The organism is Shinella sp. (genome assembly GCF_035998705.1).
Lineage (GTDB): Bacteria > Pseudomonadota > Alphaproteobacteria > Rhizobiales > Rhizobiaceae > Shinella.
Genome location: NZ_DASYHH010000019.1, coordinates 50,477 through 66,884 on the forward strand (window position 1 = coordinate 50,477; position 16,408 = coordinate 66,884).

Below are 16,408 nucleotides of genomic sequence, written 5' to 3' on the forward strand. Positions count from 1 at the left end.
ACAATGCCCGTTCGTGCGCTACCATGTCAGGTAGATGTCAGCTTCGTGTGCTGGTTTAGGGCTCTTATCGTCCGTGGAGGCGGACGGAGGACCTGGGAGGAGACTTCAGCCGAAATCGCGCCCGCGAAGCCTGTTCGCGTTGCCCGCGGCCGATCCGTTCCTCCCCCATAAGCAACGACACGCGGAATTCAGCCGCGCTTGATGGAGGACACACTCTTGAAACATTTCTTCCTGGCATCCCTTATCGCCGGCGCCATGGCGCTGCCGGCCTTCGCCGCAGATTATTCGATCATCGCACCGGCCGGCCCCGGCGGCGGCTGGGACCAGACGGCCCGTTCGCTGCAGACGGTTCTGCAGGATGAGAAGATTTCCGGCAGCGTCCAGGTGATCAACGTTCCGGGCGCCGGCGGCACGATCGGTCTTGCCCAGTTCGCCAGCCAGAATTCCGGCAATGCCAACGCCCTCATCGTCGGCGGCTACGTCATGGTCGGCGCAATCCTCACCAACCAGTCGCCGGTCACTCTCAAGGACGTCACGCCGATCGCGCGCCTCACCGGCGAATACGAAGCGATCGTCGTTCCGGCCGCTTCGCCGATCCAGAACATGCAGGACCTCGTCACCGCGCTCAAGGCGGATCCGGGTGCCGTATCCTGGGCTGGCGGCTCGGCTGGCGGCACGGACCACATCGCGGTCGGCCTGATCGCCAAGGCGGCCGGCGTCGACCCGACCAAGATCAACTATATTGCCTATGCGGGCGGTGGCGAAGCGCTCGCCGCGATCCTCGGCAACCAGGTGACGGCCGGCATTTCCGGCTACGGCGAGTTCGAAGCCCAGGTGAAGGCCGGTACGCTGCGCCTGATCGCCATCTCCAGCGCCGAGCGTGTCGAAGGCATCGACGCCCCGACCATCAAGGAAGGCGGCCTCGACGTCGTCGTCGAAAACTGGCGCATGGTTGCCGCCGCTCCCGGTCTCTCTGCCGAACAAGTGGCTGCGATCAACGCCGACATCGAAAAGGCGGTCAATTCCGACGCCTGGAAGGAAATCCTGAAGACCAAGGGCTGGCAGAACACCTATCTCGCCGGCGACGCCTTCAAGGCACAGCTCGACAAGGATGTCGCCGCCACAGGAGCCATCCTCAAGGATATCGGGCTCGTCAAATGAGCGAGGTCCCGTCCTCACACGCAAAGCGCCGCCCTGATCGGGCGGCGCTGGTCATCGCACCGGTCCTTTTCATCCTCGCCGCCGTGATCTGGTGGGATGCCGGGCGGCTCGCGGAAATGAGCAATTATTCCCGCATCGGCCCCGCCACCGTGCCGCATGTCGTGGCCATCGGCCTGGCGCTGCTCGCCATCTGGACGGGCTTCGAAGCCTGGCGCGGCGATTTTCCCGAGCGCGAGCCCATCGAGGTGCAGCCGGTCGTCTTCATCGTCGCGGGCCTAGCCGGGCAGATGCTGCTGCTCAAGACCGCGGGTTTCTCGATTGCGACGGGCGTGCTCTTCGCGCTGACGGCCTTCGGCTTCGGCCGGCGCAAGCTGTGGATCTCGCTGCCGATCGGCATTGCGCTGAGCTTCGTCGTCTTCATCATCTTCGGCCGCTTCCTGCAACTCTCGCTGCCCGCCGGGCCGCTCGAGCACCTGTTCTTCTGAGGGCCTGACAATGGGTACTTTCGACTTCCTGTTGCAGGGCATCGCCATCGCCGCCCAGCCGATGAACCTGCTCTATGCGCTGATCGGCGTCACGCTCGGCACCGCGGTCGGCGTTCTGCCCGGCATCGGCCCGGCGCTCACCGTGGCGCTGCTTCTGCCCGTCACCTACAAGCTCGATCCCGCCGGCTCCCTCATCATGTTCGCCGGCATCTATTACGGCGGCATGTATGGCGGCTCGACCACGTCGATCCTGCTCAACACGCCGGGCGAAAGCGCCTCCGTCGTCACCGCGCTGGAAGGCAACAAGATGGCGCGCGCCGGGCGCGGCGGACCGGCGCTCGCGACGGCGGCGATCGGTTCCTTCGTCGCCGGCCTCATCGCGACGCTCGGCCTCGCCTTCATCGCGCCCTTCGTGGTGAAGTTCGCGCTCTCTTTCGGCCCGCGCGAATATTTCGCGCTGATGGTGCTCGCCTTCGTGACCGTGTCGGCCGCTTTCGGCGATTCGACTCTGCGCGGCCTCACCGCTCTTTTTGTCGGCCTCGGCCTTGCCGTCATCGGCATCGACCAGCAGACCGGCCAGGCGCGGCTTTCCTTCGGCATTCCGGACCTGCTCGACGGCATCGAGGTGACGACGCTTGCCGTCGCCATGTTCGCCATCGGCGAGACGCTCTACGTCGCCTGTCAGGGCGACCGCATCCCCGAGAAGGTGGAGGCGGTCAAGGGCTCGGTCTGGATGAGCGCGCAGGATTGGGCGCGTTCGTGGAAACCCTGGCTGCGCGGCACCTTCATCGGCTTCCCGATCGGCGCCATGCCGGCGGGCGGTGCCGACATCGCGAGCTTCCTCTCCTACTCGGCGGAAAAGCAGTTCTCCAAGCACAAGGACGAATTCGGCAAGGGCGCCATCGAAGGCGTTGCCGGTCCGGAAGCGGCGAACAATGCGTCCGCCGCCGGCACGCTCGTGCCGCTGCTCTCGCTCGGCCTGCCGACGACGGCGACGGCGGCGATCATGCTCGCCGGCTTCCAGCAATACGGGCTGCAACCCGGCCCGCTCTTGTTTGCGACCAATCCGCAGCTCGTCTGGGGCCTCATCGCCAGCCTGCTGATCGCCAATTTCATGTTGCTGGTGCTGAACCTGCCGCTGATCGGCCTCTGGGTGAAGCTGCTGACGATCCCGAAGCCCTGGCTCTATGCCGGCATCCTGCTGTTTGCGACGCTCGGCACGATCGGCGCCAACCCCTCGGTGTTCGAGCTCGGCATGCTGCTGGTCTTCGGCCTGCTCGGCTTTGCCATGCGCATCTTCGGTTATCCGATCGCGCCCGTCGTCGTCGGCCTCATCCTCGGGCCGATGGCGGAGCAGCAGCTGCGCCGCGCACTGGCGATCAGCCAGGGCGACGTGACGACGCTCTTCATGTCGCCGATTGCCGCCGTGCTCTTCGCGGTCGCGGTTCTCGCCGTCGTCGTGCCGCTCATCCTGCGCGCGCGCGGCAAGGGCGAAGTTCTCTCGCAGTTTGCGGCGAACGAAGACTGACGTTGTTCTTTGACGACCGAAAACAATGCAGGCCGGAAACTCCGTTTCCGGCCTGCATTGTTTGCATGGCTGGCCTGACAATCCGTCTGTTGTTCTTTCGGGCCTGAAGCATCATCTTCTGCTCGTAAGCTAAAACAGAAAGCGAGCAATCCAAATGACCACCCTCCGCAACTCCTTCGCCCAGGGCTTCTTCGGCCGGGCCTTCGCCGTACTGAGCGCTGCCAATGCAGCCGCCGCGGCAGTCGAAGGGCACCGCCGCCCGAAGGAACGCGATCTGAAGACCCTCGGCATCAACCCCGCCGATTTCCCGCGCGTCTAACGCGGGTCAGCGAATTCTCCCAATGAAAGGCCCGCTGGTCGCAAGACCAGCGGGCCTTCTGTATTTTGGGTTGCTTCTTCCCGTAAGAAGAAGCCGGCCGTCGAAGCGGCCGGCCTTGTCGTCAGGCCTTCTCGCCCAGCTGGTTCGCCACGCGGTCGGAGCCGTGCGGGGCATCGTGATGCTCCAGCGCGCGCTCCCGCCTGTTGTAGCGGATCGACGACCAGAGCGAGATGCCGATCAGCGTCGCGCCGCCAAGCCCGGTGATGACCTCCGGGATATGCACCAGCGTCTGGCAGTACATGACCACGGAGAGGATCAGGATCGCGTAGAACGCGCCGTGCTCCAGGTAGCGGTATTCGGCCAGCGTGCCCTTCTCCACCAGCATGATGGTCATCGAGCGCACATACATGGCGCCGATGCCAAGGCCGATGGCGATGACGAAGAGGTTCTGGGTCAGCGCGAAGGCGCCGATGACGCCGTCGAAGGAGAAGCTGGCGTCGAGCACTTCCAGATAGATGAAGGCGCCGAGGCCGCCCTTGGCCGCTTCCGACATCGCCTTCTGCGAGGCATCGAGCAGGCCGCCGATCACTTCTACTGCAAGGAAGGTGAGGAGGCCGTAGACTGCCGCATGCACGAAGGTGTTGGCCTCTGCCGGTTCCAGAAGCTTCGAGAAGCCGATGATGAGCGCGAGAACGAAGGCGATCTCGATGCCCTTGACGGTCGCCGAGCGTGCCATGTGCTTCTCGATGAAGCCGATCCAGTGCACGTCCTTCTCATGGTTGAAGAAGTAGGTGAGGCCGACCATCATCAGGAAGGTGCCGCCGAAAGCGGCGATGGGCAGATGGGCGTCGTTCATGATGCGCGCATATTCCGCCGGCTCGCGGGCGGCGAGGATGAGCGCATCGATCGGGCCGATACCGGCGGCGATGACGACGATCAACAGCGGGAAGACGATGCGCATGCCGAAGACGGCAATCAGAATGCCCCAGGTCAGGAACCGGCGTTGCCAGACCGGCGTCATGTCCTTGAGCTTGTTGGCATTCACGATGGCATTATCGAAGGAGAGCGAAATCTCCAGCACCGCGAGAACGGCGCAGATGAAGAAGACGGTCGCCATGCCGGAGATCGTTCCGGTCGTCTGCCAGCCGAGCCAGGCACCGAGTGCCAGGCCGATGATGGTCGAGATGAATGCCCATTTGAGGTAGGAGAGGGTGGTCTTGCCTTCGCCGTTGCCGATCATGACAGCGCCTCCATGCTGGAAGCCACGGTGAGGGAAGAAACGAGTTTGCGCATACCACTACGGGCATGCGGGTAAGGCATGGTCAGGATGTTCATGTGCGTATGAATCCGCCGGCTAATTGCTGGCGGTACCGACATCACGAGAGCGCCGTAAAAACTCTCGCCAGAGGGGCCCGGCACCAGGGTTCCCGCGGCAACCCAAGTCAAAGGCCGCGGATGGCGTTGTTCTCTCCGAAGTTGCCGTCCGCGTCAAGAGGCAGGGTGCCACATCGCCCTAACGCGGGTAGGCGCGTCCGGTTCCCGTATTTTCTGACGGCGCCCTGTACCAATGCCCCTGTCCCTTCCTATATTCGCCGCACGATGATTTGCCAGGAAGGACCTGCCCCATGACCGAAACGCGCATCGATCCCGCCCTCGTCGAATGGACCGGCCTCAACGGCCTGCCGCGTTTCGATCTCGTCAAGGACGAGGCCTTCGCGGCGAGCTTCGATGCGGCGCTGGCGTCGCACGAGGCGGAGATCGACGCGATCGCCGGCAATCCGGAGCCGGCGACCTTCGACAATACCATCGTCGCGCTGGAAACCGCCGGCGACGAGCTTTCCCGCGTCTCGGCGCTGTTCTGGAGCCGGGCGGGCGCCAACACCAACGACGTGATCCAGGCGCTGGAACGCGACATCGCGCCAAAAATGTCGCGGCACTATTCGAAGATCGGCACCAATGCCGCCCTCTTCCAGCGCATCGATGCGCTGTGGGAAGGCCGCGCGGCGCTTGGCCTTTCGCTGGAGCAGACCCGCGTGCTGGAGCGGCACTGGAAGGGTTTCGTCAAGTCCGGCGCCAAGCTTGAAAAGCCGGAGCAGGAGCGGCTGTCCTCGATCAACGAGACGCTTGCCGGGCTCGGTGCGAAATTCGGCCAGAACGTGCTCGCCGACGAGAAGGAGTGGGTGCTCTATCTCGACGAGGGCGATGCGCTGGACGGCCTGCCGGACTTCCTGAAGGATGCCATGGCGGCGGCGGCGCGCGAACGGGGCCATGACGGGCGCTATGCGGTGACGCTGTCGCGCTCGATCATCGAGCCGTTCCTCACAGCCTCGGCGCGGCGTGACCTGCGCGAACAGGCGTTCAGGGCCTGGGTGGCGCGCGGCGAGAACGAAGGGGCGACGGACAACCGCGGCATCGTCAAGGAGACGCTGGCGCTGCGCGCCGAAAAGGCCGGCCTGCTCGGCTACGAGAATTTCGCGGCGCTGAAGCTCGACAACACGATGGCGAAGACGCCGGAGGCGGTGAACGGGCTCTTGATGCAGGTCTGGGAAAAGGCCGTGGCGCGGGCGCGCGAGGAGGAGGCGGAGCTTGCCTCCCTCGTCGCGGAAGAGGGGCGCAACCACGAGGTCATGCCTTGGGACTGGCGCTATTATGCGGAAAAGCAGCGCTCCCGGAAATTCAACTTCTCCGAGGCCGAGCTGAAACCCTATCTCCAGCTCGAAAAGATCATCGAGGCCTGCTTCGACGTTGCCGAACGCCTGTTCGATATCCATGCGATCGAGAAGAAGGACGTGCCCGTCTATCATCCGGATGTGCGGGTCTTCGAAATCCGCGACCGCAACGACAAGCTCGTCGCCATGTTCCTCGGCGATTATTTCGCCCGTTCCTCGAAACGCTCCGGCGCCTGGATGAGCTCCTACCAGAGCCAGCATCGCCTGCCGCTCAAGAATGGCACCGTCGGCGAAATCCCGATCATCTACAATGTCTGCAATTTCGCCAAGCCTGCCGAAGGCAAGCCGGCGCTGCTTTCGATCGACGATGCGCGCACGCTGTTCCACGAATTCGGCCATGCGCTGCACGGCATGCTCTCCGACGTCACCTATCCCTCGGTCTCGGGCACCGGCGTGTCGCGCGATTTCGTCGAACTGCCCTCGCAGCTCTACGAACATTGGCTGACCGTGCCGGAAATTTTGACGCGCTATGCGGTGCATTACCAGACAGGCGAGGCGATGCCGCAGGCGCTGCTCGACAAGGTTCTCGCCGCCCGCACCTTCAATTCCGGCTTCGCGACCGTGGAGTTCACCTCCTCGGCGCTGGTCGACATGGCGTTCCATATCCGCGGTCCGGTGGACGATCCGATGGCTGTGCAGGCGGAGGTGCTGGACAAGATCGGCCTGCCGAAGTCCATCGTCATGCGCCACGCGACGCCGCACTTCCAGCACGTCTTCTCCGGTGACGGCTACTCGGCCGGCTACTATTCCTACATGTGGTCGGAGGTACTGGATGCCGACGCCTTCGCCGCCTTCACCGAGACCGGCGACGCCTTCAACCCGGCGATGGCCGAACGCTTGAAGACCTACATCTACGCCGTGGGCGGCTCCGTCGACCCGGAAGACGCCTACAAGGCCTTCCGCGGCAAGCTGCCGAGCCCGGAGGCGATGCTGGAGAAGAAGGGGCTGGCAGCCTGACGGGCCGTCTTCTCTCGCGAAGGTCGTCCCCCACCCACCAACGTCAGCCTCGGGCTTGACCCGAGGATCCACATACACGGCGTGCCGGTGGGTGGATGGTCGGGTCAGGCCCGACCATGACGGAGGAGAGGTTGCAGCTGTGGCCGGAAACCTGCCGCATGGGGGCGGTGGCTTCTGCTGGCAACTGCTCGCGCCATCTCGTGTCGTCATGCTCCCGTCACCGAACTTTCGGCAAAACGTCATGCTCCCGTTACCGGACTGACATGGCGAAGACTCATGGTCTGCCCGCCTGGCGTTTCGATTCGCGGGTCAGGCCGGAGGTGGCATGGCGATTGTTCCCGAGACGCTGACGCGGCGCTCGTTTCTTCTGACTGCGGGCGCCGGCGCGTTGGCCACATCCTCGGCGCTGGCGGTTCCCTATTATGCGCGGCGGCATGGCAGTCCGGTCTTCTCCCACGGCGTGCAGTCCGGCGACGTCGATTGTTCCTCCGGTATGGTCTGGGCGCGGACCGACCGCCCGGCGGAGGTGATGCTCGAATATTCGACCACCGACAGTTTCACCAATGCGGCCCGGATGCCGGTGCAGAGGGCGCTGGGGACGTCCGACAACACGGTCAAGGCCATGCTGCAGGGCCTGCTGCCGGACCAGGACATTTTTTACCGCTTCACGGCGAATGATCCCTATTCCAGCCATCTCGTCTCCGAGCCGATCGTCGGGCGCTTCCGCACGGCGCCGATGCGCAAGCGCTCGGTGCGCTTTGTCTGGTCGGGCGATACGGCGGGGCAGGGCTGGGGTATCGACGATGTCGGCATGAAGACCTATTCGACGATGTTGCGCCACGAGCCGGATTTCTTCATCCATTCGGGCGATACGGTCTATGCGGACGGACCGATTCCGGATGAAATCCCGCTACGCGACGGCGGGGTGTGGAAAAACCGCATCGTCACCGACGAAAAACGCAATGTGGCGCGCACGCTGGAAGAGTTCCGGGGTCAGTGGAAATACAATCTGCTCGACGACCACCTGCTCGCCTTCAATAGCCAGTGCCCGACCCTCTTCCAGTGGGACGACCACGAGGTGCTGAACAACTGGTCGGAATCGAGCGATCTCACCGGCGACCGGCGCTATCCGGACAAGGAGATCGGCATCTACGAAGCCCGTGCGCGGCGCGCCTTCCACGAGATGACGTCGATCCGTTACTTTCCCACAGAGCCCGGCCGCATCTTCCGCAAGGTCGCCTATGGGCCGCTGCTCGATGTATTCTTCGTCGACCTGCGCTCCTATCGCAGCCCCAACCGGGGCGGCACGGAGAACGGCCTGTTCGGCTGGCGGCAGGCGGACTGGCTGCGGCGCGAGCTTGCGGCGTCCAAGGCGGTCTGGAAGGTGATCGCCTGCGACATGCCGCTCGGCCTCGTCATCTGGGACGATTTTTCCAGCAGCCTCGGCTACGAGGGCGTGGCGGACGGGTTGAACGGGCCGCCGGCGGCGCGCGAGCGGGAAATCGCCGACCTGCTCTCCTTCATGCGCGACAATGCCATCCACAATGTCGTCTGGCTGACGGCGGACGTGCACTATACCGCTGCGCATCACTACGATCCGTCGCGGGCGAAATTCCAGGCGTTCAATCCGTTCTGGGAATTCGTCTCCGGCCCGCTGCATTCCGGCACCTATGGGCCAAAGCCGCTCGACAGCACCTTCGGGCCGGAAGTCCGCTTCATCAAATCGTCGAAGGGCGGCGTCGACAGCAATCTTCCGCCGTCCGCCGGCCTGCAATTCTTCGGCCTCGTCGACATCCATGGGGCGAGCGAGGAGATGACCGTGCGGCTGATGGACCGGGAGGACCAGGAGCTCTGGCGGGTGACGCTGCCGCCGGTGCGTACGTCGTGAGATGTGGCATCCGGGCGAGCCTTGAGCCGGAAGGATAACAGAGTTGCGTCCCGCCCCTTTCGCAATTGCGGAAAAACATGTAAGAGCCCGGCCATTGAAGACGGCGCCCTCATACCCTGCGCGCCCCGAACCTCAGAGATTATGACCCATGTCCATCCGCAATATCGCGATCATCGCGCACGTCGACCATGGCAAGACCACGCTCGTTGACGAGCTTCTGAAGCAGTCCGGCTCGTTCCGTGAAAACCAGCGCGTCGCCGAACGCGTGATGGACTCGAACGACCTCGAAAAGGAACGCGGCATCACCATTCTCGCCAAGGCGACCTCGGTGGATTGGAAGGGCGTTCGCATCAATATCGTCGACACCCCCGGCCACGCCGACTTCGGCGGTGAAGTCGAGCGCATCCTCTCGATGGTGGACGGCGCGATCGTTCTCGTCGATAGCTCGGAAGGCCCGATGCCGCAGACCAAGTTCGTGGTCGGCAAGGCGCTCAAGGTCGGTCTGAAGCCGATCGTCGCGATCAACAAGATCGACCGTCCGGACGGTCGTCACGAGGAAGTGTTGAACGAGGTCTTCGACCTCTTCGCCAATCTCGACGCCACCGACGAGCAGCTCGACTTCCCGATCCTCTACGGTTCGGGCCGCAATGGCTGGATGAACGTCAACCCGGAAGGCCCGAAGGACGAAGGCATGGCGCCGCTGCTCGACCTCGTGCTGAAGCACGTGCCGGAGCCGACGGTCGCCGAAGGCCCGTTCCGCCTGATCGGCACGATCCTCGAAGCCAACCCCTTCCTCGGCCGTATCATCACCGGCCGCGTCCATTCCGGCTCGATCAAGCCGAACCAGGCCGTCAAGGTTCTCGGCCAGGATGGCAAGACCATCGAAACGGGCCGTATCTCGAAGATCCTCGCTTTCCGCGGCATCGAGCGTCAGCCGATCGACGAAGCCCATGCGGGCGACATCGTCGCGATTGCCGGCCTCTCCAAGGGCACCGTCGCCGACACGTTCTGCGATCCCTCGGTCACCGAAGCCATGAAGGCGCAGCCGATCGACCCGCCGACGGTCACCATGTCCTTCATCGTCAACGACAGCCCGCTCGCCGGCACCGAAGGCGACAAGGTGACGAGCCGCGTCATCCGCGACCGCCTGTTCAAGGAAGCTGAAGGCAATGTCGCGCTGAAGATCGAAGAGGCCGAAGGCAAGGATTCGTTCTATGTTTCCGGCCGCGGCGAACTGCAGCTCGCCGTTCTGATCGAGACCATGCGTCGCGAAGGTTTCGAACTGGCCGTGTCGCGTCCGCGCGTCGTCATGCACAAGGACGAGAACGGCACCACGATGGAGCCGATCGAAGAAGTCGTCGTCGACGTTGACGAAGAGCATTCGGGCGTCGTCGTGCAGAAGATGTCCGAGCGCAAGGCCGAGATGACGGAGCTTCGTCCGTCGGGCGGCAACCGTGTCCGCCTGAAATTCCTGGCGCCGACCCGCGGCCTGATCGGCTACCAGTCGGAACTCCTGACCGACACGCGCGGCACGGCCGTCATGAACCGCCTGTTCCACGACTACCAGCCCTACAAGGGTGCGATCGGCGGCCGCGTCAACGGCGTGCTGCTGTCGAACGCGTCGGGCGAAGCCGTTGCCTATGCCATGTTCAACCTCGAAGACCGCGGCCCGATGATCATCGAGCCGGGCGAAAAGGTCTATGCGGGCATGATCATCGGCATCCACACTCGTGACAACGACCTCGAGGTCAACGTGCTGAAGGGCAAGCAGCTCACCAACATCCGCGCCGCCGGCAAGGACGAAGCCGTGAAGTTGACCCCGCCGATCCGCATGACGCTCGACCGCGCTCTGTCGTGGATCCAGGACGACGAGCTGATGGAAGTGACGCCGAAGTCGATCCGTCTGCGCAAGATGTTCCTCGACGCCAACGACCGCAAGCGATTCGACAAGCAGCGCGCCGCCGGCGCGGCATAAGCGCTTCTTCCCGAAACGAGACATTCTGGACCCCGATGCCTGCACCGGGGTTTTTCATGTGTGTGCCATCGTTTTACGACTTGTGACGTTTGTTAAAAAAGCGTTAACTTTTCCGTGTGCCATACGGAACTCGCCTGTGGGGAAAGAGAGACTTCTCCGCCCATGGGATTCCGGTGGAATCGGTGCCGGAATAAGAGTCGTGTTATGAAAACACTGTCGATCGATGTGCGGCGCGCCGAGCCGCAGGACGCACGCGCGATATCCGAAACCCATCGGGTATCGTGGCTGCAGGCCTATGGCGGCCTCATTCCGCACAAACCGCTGATCCAGATGGTCGACCGCCGCAACGAGACCTGGTGGCGCAAGGCGACGCGCGGTCCGGCGACGCTTCTGGTGCTCGACGTCGCGGGCACGGTTGCCGGTTATGCCACGCTCGGCCTCAACCGCGCCCGCGCGCTGCCGCAGGAAGGCGAGATCTACGAGCTTTACCTTCGCCCGGAATACCAGGGCATCGGCCTTGGCCGGCTGCTGTTCGGCGAGGCGCAGCGCCTGCTGAAGTCGCTCGGCTGTAACGGCATGATCGTCTGGTGCCTGGAAGACAGCGAGCACGCCGACCGGTTCTTCCGCTCCGCCGGCGGGCGCGACATTGCCGAAGGCATGGAGAATTTCGGCGAGAAGGAACTGAAGAAGGTCGGTTTCGTCTGGTCCTGACCGCTATTCGGTTTTTTCCGGCAGATAGCGCATCGGCTCCCCGGCAAGCTTTCCGCGCGCGCCGTGCCATTGCGGCTCGCTCTTGCCGCAGGTGAAGCCGGATGCCTCTTCGTCCGCCACCGTGCGGGCGAGCGTGTTGGCCTCCTTGTTCTCCAGCGCATCGACATAACCGAGGACGCAGCTCGACGGGTCTTTCGCCGTCGCCACTGTCGAGACGACGAGGACCTGGCCGTAGCGCGTGGTGGTGTCGCTCGTCGTTTCCGGATCGGAGACGAACCAGCGCACGATGGTGGCGATGGGCGCGCCATCCGCGGCAAGCCGCCATTCGATCCTGGCGTTGGTATGGTTGAACGGTCCAAAACTCTCGAAGGCCTCGTCGAGCCAGACCTTGCCGATCGGCCCATAGGCTTGGCTCTGCCGGAGGTCACCCTCCTTGAAATAGACGGAAAAATCCTTGTAGCCGGCGCATTTCATCGTGATGCTCGGGCCTTCGTCGGTTTCCGACAGGGTCTCGCAGGCGTCGAGATTGCGCTCGGTATAGGTGCTTTCATTGGCCAGAGCAGCCGTCGCCGAGGCGGCGGCAAGGGCGGCGGCGAGAACGAGGTGTATCGGGCGCATCGGGTATCCTCCAGGTCCTTTTGGAGACGGCGGACCGGGCCGGTCTATTCGGGCCCCCGGCGAAAGTCATGTTGCGCTGCAACGGGATTCGCATTAGGAAGCCCGCAAACAAACCACCGCAGTTCAGGGAGCCCCTCCATGCGTATCGATGCGATTTCCGTTGGCAAGAACCCGCCCGACGACGTGAACGTCATTGTCGAGGTGCCGGTCGGCGGCCACCCGATCAAGTACGAAATGGACAAGGAAGCCGGCGCGCTCGTCGTCGACCGCTTCCTCTACACGCCGATGACCTATCCGGGCAATTACGGCTTCGTGCCGCACACGCTGTCGGAGGACGGCGACCCGATCGACGTGCTGATCGCCAACACCCGCCCGCTCGTTCCGGGCTGTGTGATCAATGTGCGCCCGATCGGCGTGCTGGTCATGGAAGACGATGGCGGCAAGGACGAGAAGATCATCGCCGTGCCGGTGCCGAAGCTGACGCGCCGCTACGACAAGGTCGCCAACTACACCGACCTGCCGGACATCACCCTGAAGCAGATCGAGCACTTCTTCACGCATTACAAGGATCTGGAGCCCGGCAAGTGGGTGAAGATCGCCGGCTGGCAGGACGTCGAGGTCGCCAAGAAGATGATCCTCGAAGCCGTCGCCCGCTACAACGAAGGCAAGTAAGCGCTTCGTACCGTTCGACGAAATCCTCCGGGTCGCCAGCGATCCGGAGGATTTTCTTTTTCCGGGTGCAGCTGCCTTAAGAAAGCAGGGCGGGCGCCAGCACGGTGCGGATCACCTGTTCCAGGAAGAACAGGATGACGAGCACGACGAGCGGCGACAGATCCACGCCGCCGAAATTCGGCAGGATGCGGCGGATCGGGCGGTAGATCGGCTCGGTCAGCTGGTAGAGCGAGCGGCCGATGGTCGCGATCACCTGATTGTTCGCGTTGATGACATTGAAGGCGTAGAGCCAGGAGAAGATCGCCGAGGCGATCACCAGGAACCACGCTATGTTGATGATGAACAATAGGGTGTTGATGACCGCTATCATTGATGTCTCCAATTGGTTTCGTGCTGACATGTAGCCATTGCGGGCGCAGCCAGCAAGGCCGCGCGCCGGATGCGCCGCCAACATGTTTAATTGCCGTCAGTCTTCGTGGAAGATGCGGTCGAGGAAGGACGTCATCCAGAGGCGCAGCGCCGCGTCGTGCAGCAGGCGGCCATCGAGATGGGCGCGGCCCATCTGGGCGCCCGGCAACTCGAAGCGGTGCGCGCCGCGCACGACCCAGCGATGCATCATGGCGAGCGTCAGCTCGCCGTGGAACTGGATGCCCCAGGCCTTGTCGCCATAGCGGAAGGCCTGGTTTTCGTAATGATGGCCGGTCGCCAGCAATGTCGCGCCCGAGGGCAGGTCGAAACCTTCGCGGTGGAACTGGTAGACCATTTCCGGCCAGGGCAGCAGGGCGGTGCCGGCCTCCGTCGCCTTCAGCGGATACCAGCCGATTTCCGTCCAGCCCTCTTCATGGCCGAACACCCTGCCGCCGAGGTTCTTGACCAGCATCTGCGCACCGAGGCAGATGCCGAGGAAGGGGCGGTTCTCCTTCAGGGGCACCGACAGCCAGTCGATCTCCTCGCGCACATAGGGCTCGTCGTCGTTGGCGCTCATCGGCCCGCCGAAGACGACGGCGCCGGCGTGGTGCTCGAGCGTGGCGGGCAGGGGATCGCCGAGCACGGGGCGGCGGATATCCAGCGCATGGCCCATCTGCTGCAGGATTTGGCCGACGCGGCCCGGGCTGGAGGTCTCCTGGTGCAGCACGACCAGCACGGGCGGTCCGCGGCGCGGTTTACGGGGGAAATCGAGCATGGCTCAGGCTTCGTCCTCTCCTTCTTTCTCCCCCATGGCTCCCACCCGTTCGGCCACCTGCTGCCGTTTCATGATGCGTTCGCGGCCCGAGACGGCGAGCAGGTCGGCAATGCGCCAGATCGCGTGATCCTCCATCTCGCTCCTCTCGCCATCCGCATAGACGATTTCCCAGAGCAGGCCGATCAGGTCGACGCGCTGGTCCTCAGAAAGCTGGCGCTTCAGTTCCGAGGTGAAGCGGAAGAAGTCGATCGCTTCGCTCTCGGCATCGGTGCCGGCGGCGACGAGCGCATCGAGCTCCGCCTCGTCGACGCCATAGAGCTCCTTGAAGCGGGCGCGCAGCGCCGTCTTCTCGACCTCCAGCACCTTGCCGTCGGCTTCCATCACCTGGATGCAGAGCGCGATGACGGCGACCCGCGGGTCGTCGGCGGCAAAGGCCGGTTTGCTGTCGCCACCGGAAAGGCTCGCCAGAAACTGCTGCAAGCGTTCGAACATCTGTTGTCGCCCCGTTTACCCTCAAGCCCTTTGCGCATGCCCATCACGTCCAGCAAACCGTTGCTCTGCCGGACGTGTTTTCAGAACAAGCGGAAACCGCTCGTGCCGTCCCGTTTGGCGGCGCCTTCCTTGACGCCCGGATCGTCCGGCAGGCCGAAGAAGGGTCGTTCCTCCTCCTCGGCCACCACGGGTTCCGGTTTCGCCTTCGCCTTTTCCGCGACGATGATTTCCTTCACCGGGGCCGGTTCGACGACGGCCGCGACGACCACCGGCTTTTCGGCTTCCTTCGTCTCGGCCGGTTGGATCTTGACGGCCGGCTTCGCCTCGATGGCGAGCGGCGGCAGGGTGCGGATCGCCTCGTCGACGCTGTCGGCGGAGCCTTGCTCGATCGGGCCCTGAAGCTCGCTCACCGGCGTCTTCCATTCGAAGGCGTCGAGGCGGCCGGTGACGGGCGAGATGGCGCGCCATTCCGGCGCGGTGATGCCGTCGGCCGTCCAGGCCGGATCGCGCGGCGCCTTCAGCGCCTGGTTCATCCAGTGGCGGATGCGGCCCTGGTCGCCGGTCTCGGCGTCCTCGATATCGGCGAGCAGCAGGAAGGCGCTTTCGCGCGGCGAGAGGCGCGCGGCGGCTTCGGCCTTGGTGCGGGCAAGGGCGAAGTCGCGCGTCTCCAGTGCTGCCTCGGCGATGGCGTAGAGCGCCTCGGCGTTGTTCGGCCGAATGGATTCGAGTTTTTCCGCCCGCTTCAGCCGGTCGGTCGCCGAATCGCCGCTGCGGGCGCGCACGTAAAGTTTCGCCACGTCGCCATGCGCCGTCGCCTTCCAGAGCTTTTCGAGAATGGAGGCGGCCTTGCGCAGGTTGTCTTCGCGCAGATAGGCCTTGGCGGCGATGAGGCCGGCCGGCACGAAATTCTCGTCGAGCTTCAGCGCGTGCTGGGCGTCGTCGCGCGCGCCCTTCGGGTCGGCATCGAGCTTGGCGGAAGCGCGGGCGGTGAGCAGCACGGCCCGGCGGCGGGCATGCGCCTTCTTCTCCTCGGCCGAGCCGGAGCGGCCATCACCGAGCAGGCGCAGCGCCTCGTCCCAGTCGCCGGCCTCGGAGCGGTATTCGAGGGCTGCTTCCGTCGCCCAGGGAAGCTGCGGCGCCTTTTCGGCGGCACGCTCGGCATATTGCCGCGCGGCCTCGTTGGCGCCGAGGCGGCGGGCCTCCAGGTAGAGGCCACGCAGGCCGAGCTCGCGGGTTTCCGGATCGTCGGCCATCAGCTCGAATTTTTTGCGCGCGTCGTCGTAGCGGCCTTCGATCATCGCGGCCTGCGCTTCGAGCAGGTGGATGAGCGGCTCCTGGTCGGCGCTCAGCAGGCCCTTGGTGCGGCCCAGCATTTTCCGGGCACCGGCGGCGTCGCCCGCGCCGGCGGCGATCAGGCCGGTCGAGAGCGCCTGGTAGCCACGGTCGCGCTTGCGGGCGCGAAAGAACCGCTGGATCGAGTGCGGCGAGGTCCAGACGACGCGCACGATCCACCAGGTGAACATGACGGCGGCGATGAGCGAGACGACGAGCGTGGCGGCGACCATCAGGCTCATATCCGCCCGCTGGCCCTGCCAGATGATGGAGAGTTCGCCGGGACGGTCGGCAAGCCAGGCAAAGCCCGCCGCGAGAGCCAGGACGAAGAGGGCGAAGACCAGAATGCGAATCATGA

General features: G+C 64.4%; 15 protein-coding genes. 9 read left to right on the forward strand and 6 right to left on the reverse strand.

The genetic code is table 11. From position 1 onward, the window contains the following. Positions 1-216 precede the first annotated feature (216 nt). The 4 genes from VGN93_RS14655 (at position 217) to VGN93_RS14670 (ending at position 3,493) form a co-directional block, all read left to right on the forward strand. Positions 217-1,161, forward strand: coding sequence for a tripartite tricarboxylate transporter substrate binding protein (locus VGN93_RS14655; protein ID WP_319324773.1), 945 nt, complete (start codon positions 217-219; stop codon positions 1,159-1,161). Beyond that, positions 1,158-1,646, forward strand: coding sequence for a tripartite tricarboxylate transporter TctB family protein (locus VGN93_RS14660; protein ID WP_327508029.1), 489 nt, complete (start codon positions 1,158-1,160; stop codon positions 1,644-1,646). The genes VGN93_RS14655 and VGN93_RS14660 overlap by 4 nt, the downstream gene beginning before the upstream one ends. Before the next feature lie 10 nt (positions 1,647-1,656). Continuing rightward, positions 1,657-3,174 (forward strand): tripartite tricarboxylate transporter permease, encoded by a 1,518-nt coding sequence (locus VGN93_RS14665; protein WP_327508030.1) that lies wholly within the window; start codon positions 1,657-1,659, stop codon positions 3,172-3,174. Between the two features lie 154 nt (positions 3,175-3,328). Further along, positions 3,329-3,493, forward strand: coding sequence for a hypothetical protein (locus VGN93_RS14670; protein ID WP_171902425.1), 165 nt, complete (start codon positions 3,329-3,331; stop codon positions 3,491-3,493). Positions 3,494-3,614: 121 nt separating this feature from the next. On the opposite strand, the gene VGN93_RS14675 is transcribed toward VGN93_RS14670, so the two are convergent. Next, positions 3,615-4,733, reverse strand: a complete 1,119-nt coding sequence (locus tag VGN93_RS14675) for a DUF475 domain-containing protein (RefSeq protein WP_327508031.1) — start codon at positions 4,731-4,733, stop codon at positions 3,615-3,617. Between the two features lie 385 nt (positions 4,734-5,118). On the opposite strand from VGN93_RS14675, the gene VGN93_RS14680 reads away from it, so the two are divergent. The 4 genes from VGN93_RS14680 to VGN93_RS14695 all read left to right on the forward strand — a co-directional run bounded on the left by VGN93_RS14680 (position 5,119) and on the right by VGN93_RS14695 (position 11,753). Continuing rightward, entirely contained in the window at positions 5,119-7,179 is a 2,061-nt protein-coding gene (locus VGN93_RS14680; RefSeq protein ID WP_327508032.1) for a M3 family metallopeptidase, read from the forward strand. A 325-nt stretch (positions 7,180-7,504) separates the two neighbouring features. After that, positions 7,505-9,067: an alkaline phosphatase D family protein gene (locus VGN93_RS14685; protein ID WP_327508033.1), complete on the forward strand. Its 1,563-nt coding sequence runs from the start codon at positions 7,505-7,507 to the stop codon at positions 9,065-9,067. A 148-nt stretch (positions 9,068-9,215) separates the two neighbouring features. Further along, positions 9,216-11,042, forward strand: a complete 1,827-nt coding sequence (gene typA / locus VGN93_RS14690) for a translational GTPase TypA (protein WP_327508034.1) — start codon at positions 9,216-9,218, stop codon at positions 11,040-11,042. A gap of 204 nt (positions 11,043-11,246) precedes the next feature. Continuing rightward, positions 11,247-11,753 (forward strand): GNAT family N-acetyltransferase, encoded by a 507-nt coding sequence (locus tag VGN93_RS14695; protein ID WP_256119449.1) that lies wholly within the window; start codon positions 11,247-11,249, stop codon positions 11,751-11,753. Between the two features lie 3 nt (positions 11,754-11,756). Here VGN93_RS14695 and VGN93_RS14700 read toward each other — a convergent pair whose 3' ends face one another. After that, the gene (locus tag VGN93_RS14700) at positions 11,757-12,371 is read right to left on the reverse strand and encodes a hypothetical protein (protein WP_327508035.1); all 615 of its coding nucleotides are present in this window, start codon (positions 12,369-12,371) and stop codon (positions 11,757-11,759) included. Positions 12,372-12,509: 138 nt separating this feature from the next. Here VGN93_RS14700 and ppa point away from each other — a divergent pair, with 138 nt between their 5' ends. Further along, a complete protein-coding gene (gene ppa, locus VGN93_RS14705) occupies positions 12,510-13,043 on the forward strand; it encodes an inorganic diphosphatase (RefSeq protein WP_327508036.1) in 534 nt (177 codons plus the stop codon). Between the two features lie 76 nt (positions 13,044-13,119). On the opposite strand, the gene VGN93_RS14710 is transcribed toward ppa, so the two are convergent. The 4 genes from VGN93_RS14710 to VGN93_RS14725 all read right to left on the reverse strand — a co-directional run bounded on the left by VGN93_RS14710 (position 13,120) and on the right by VGN93_RS14725 (position 16,406). Next, positions 13,120-13,413: a YggT family protein gene (locus VGN93_RS14710; RefSeq protein ID WP_256119446.1), complete on the reverse strand. Its 294-nt coding sequence runs from the start codon at positions 13,411-13,413 to the stop codon at positions 13,120-13,122. Positions 13,414-13,509: 96 nt separating this feature from the next. Further along, a complete protein-coding gene (locus VGN93_RS14715; RefSeq protein WP_327508037.1) occupies positions 13,510-14,226 on the reverse strand; it encodes a glutamine amidotransferase in 717 nt (238 codons plus the stop codon). Positions 14,227-14,229: 3 nt separating this feature from the next. Beyond that, positions 14,230-14,718, reverse strand: a complete 489-nt coding sequence (locus VGN93_RS14720) for a TerB family tellurite resistance protein (RefSeq protein WP_319315716.1) — start codon at positions 14,716-14,718, stop codon at positions 14,230-14,232. Positions 14,719-14,798: 80 nt separating this feature from the next. Continuing rightward, positions 14,799-16,406: a heme biosynthesis protein HemY gene (locus VGN93_RS14725; protein ID WP_327508038.1), complete on the reverse strand. Its 1,608-nt coding sequence runs from the start codon at positions 16,404-16,406 to the stop codon at positions 14,799-14,801. Positions 16,407-16,408 lie beyond the last annotated feature (2 nt).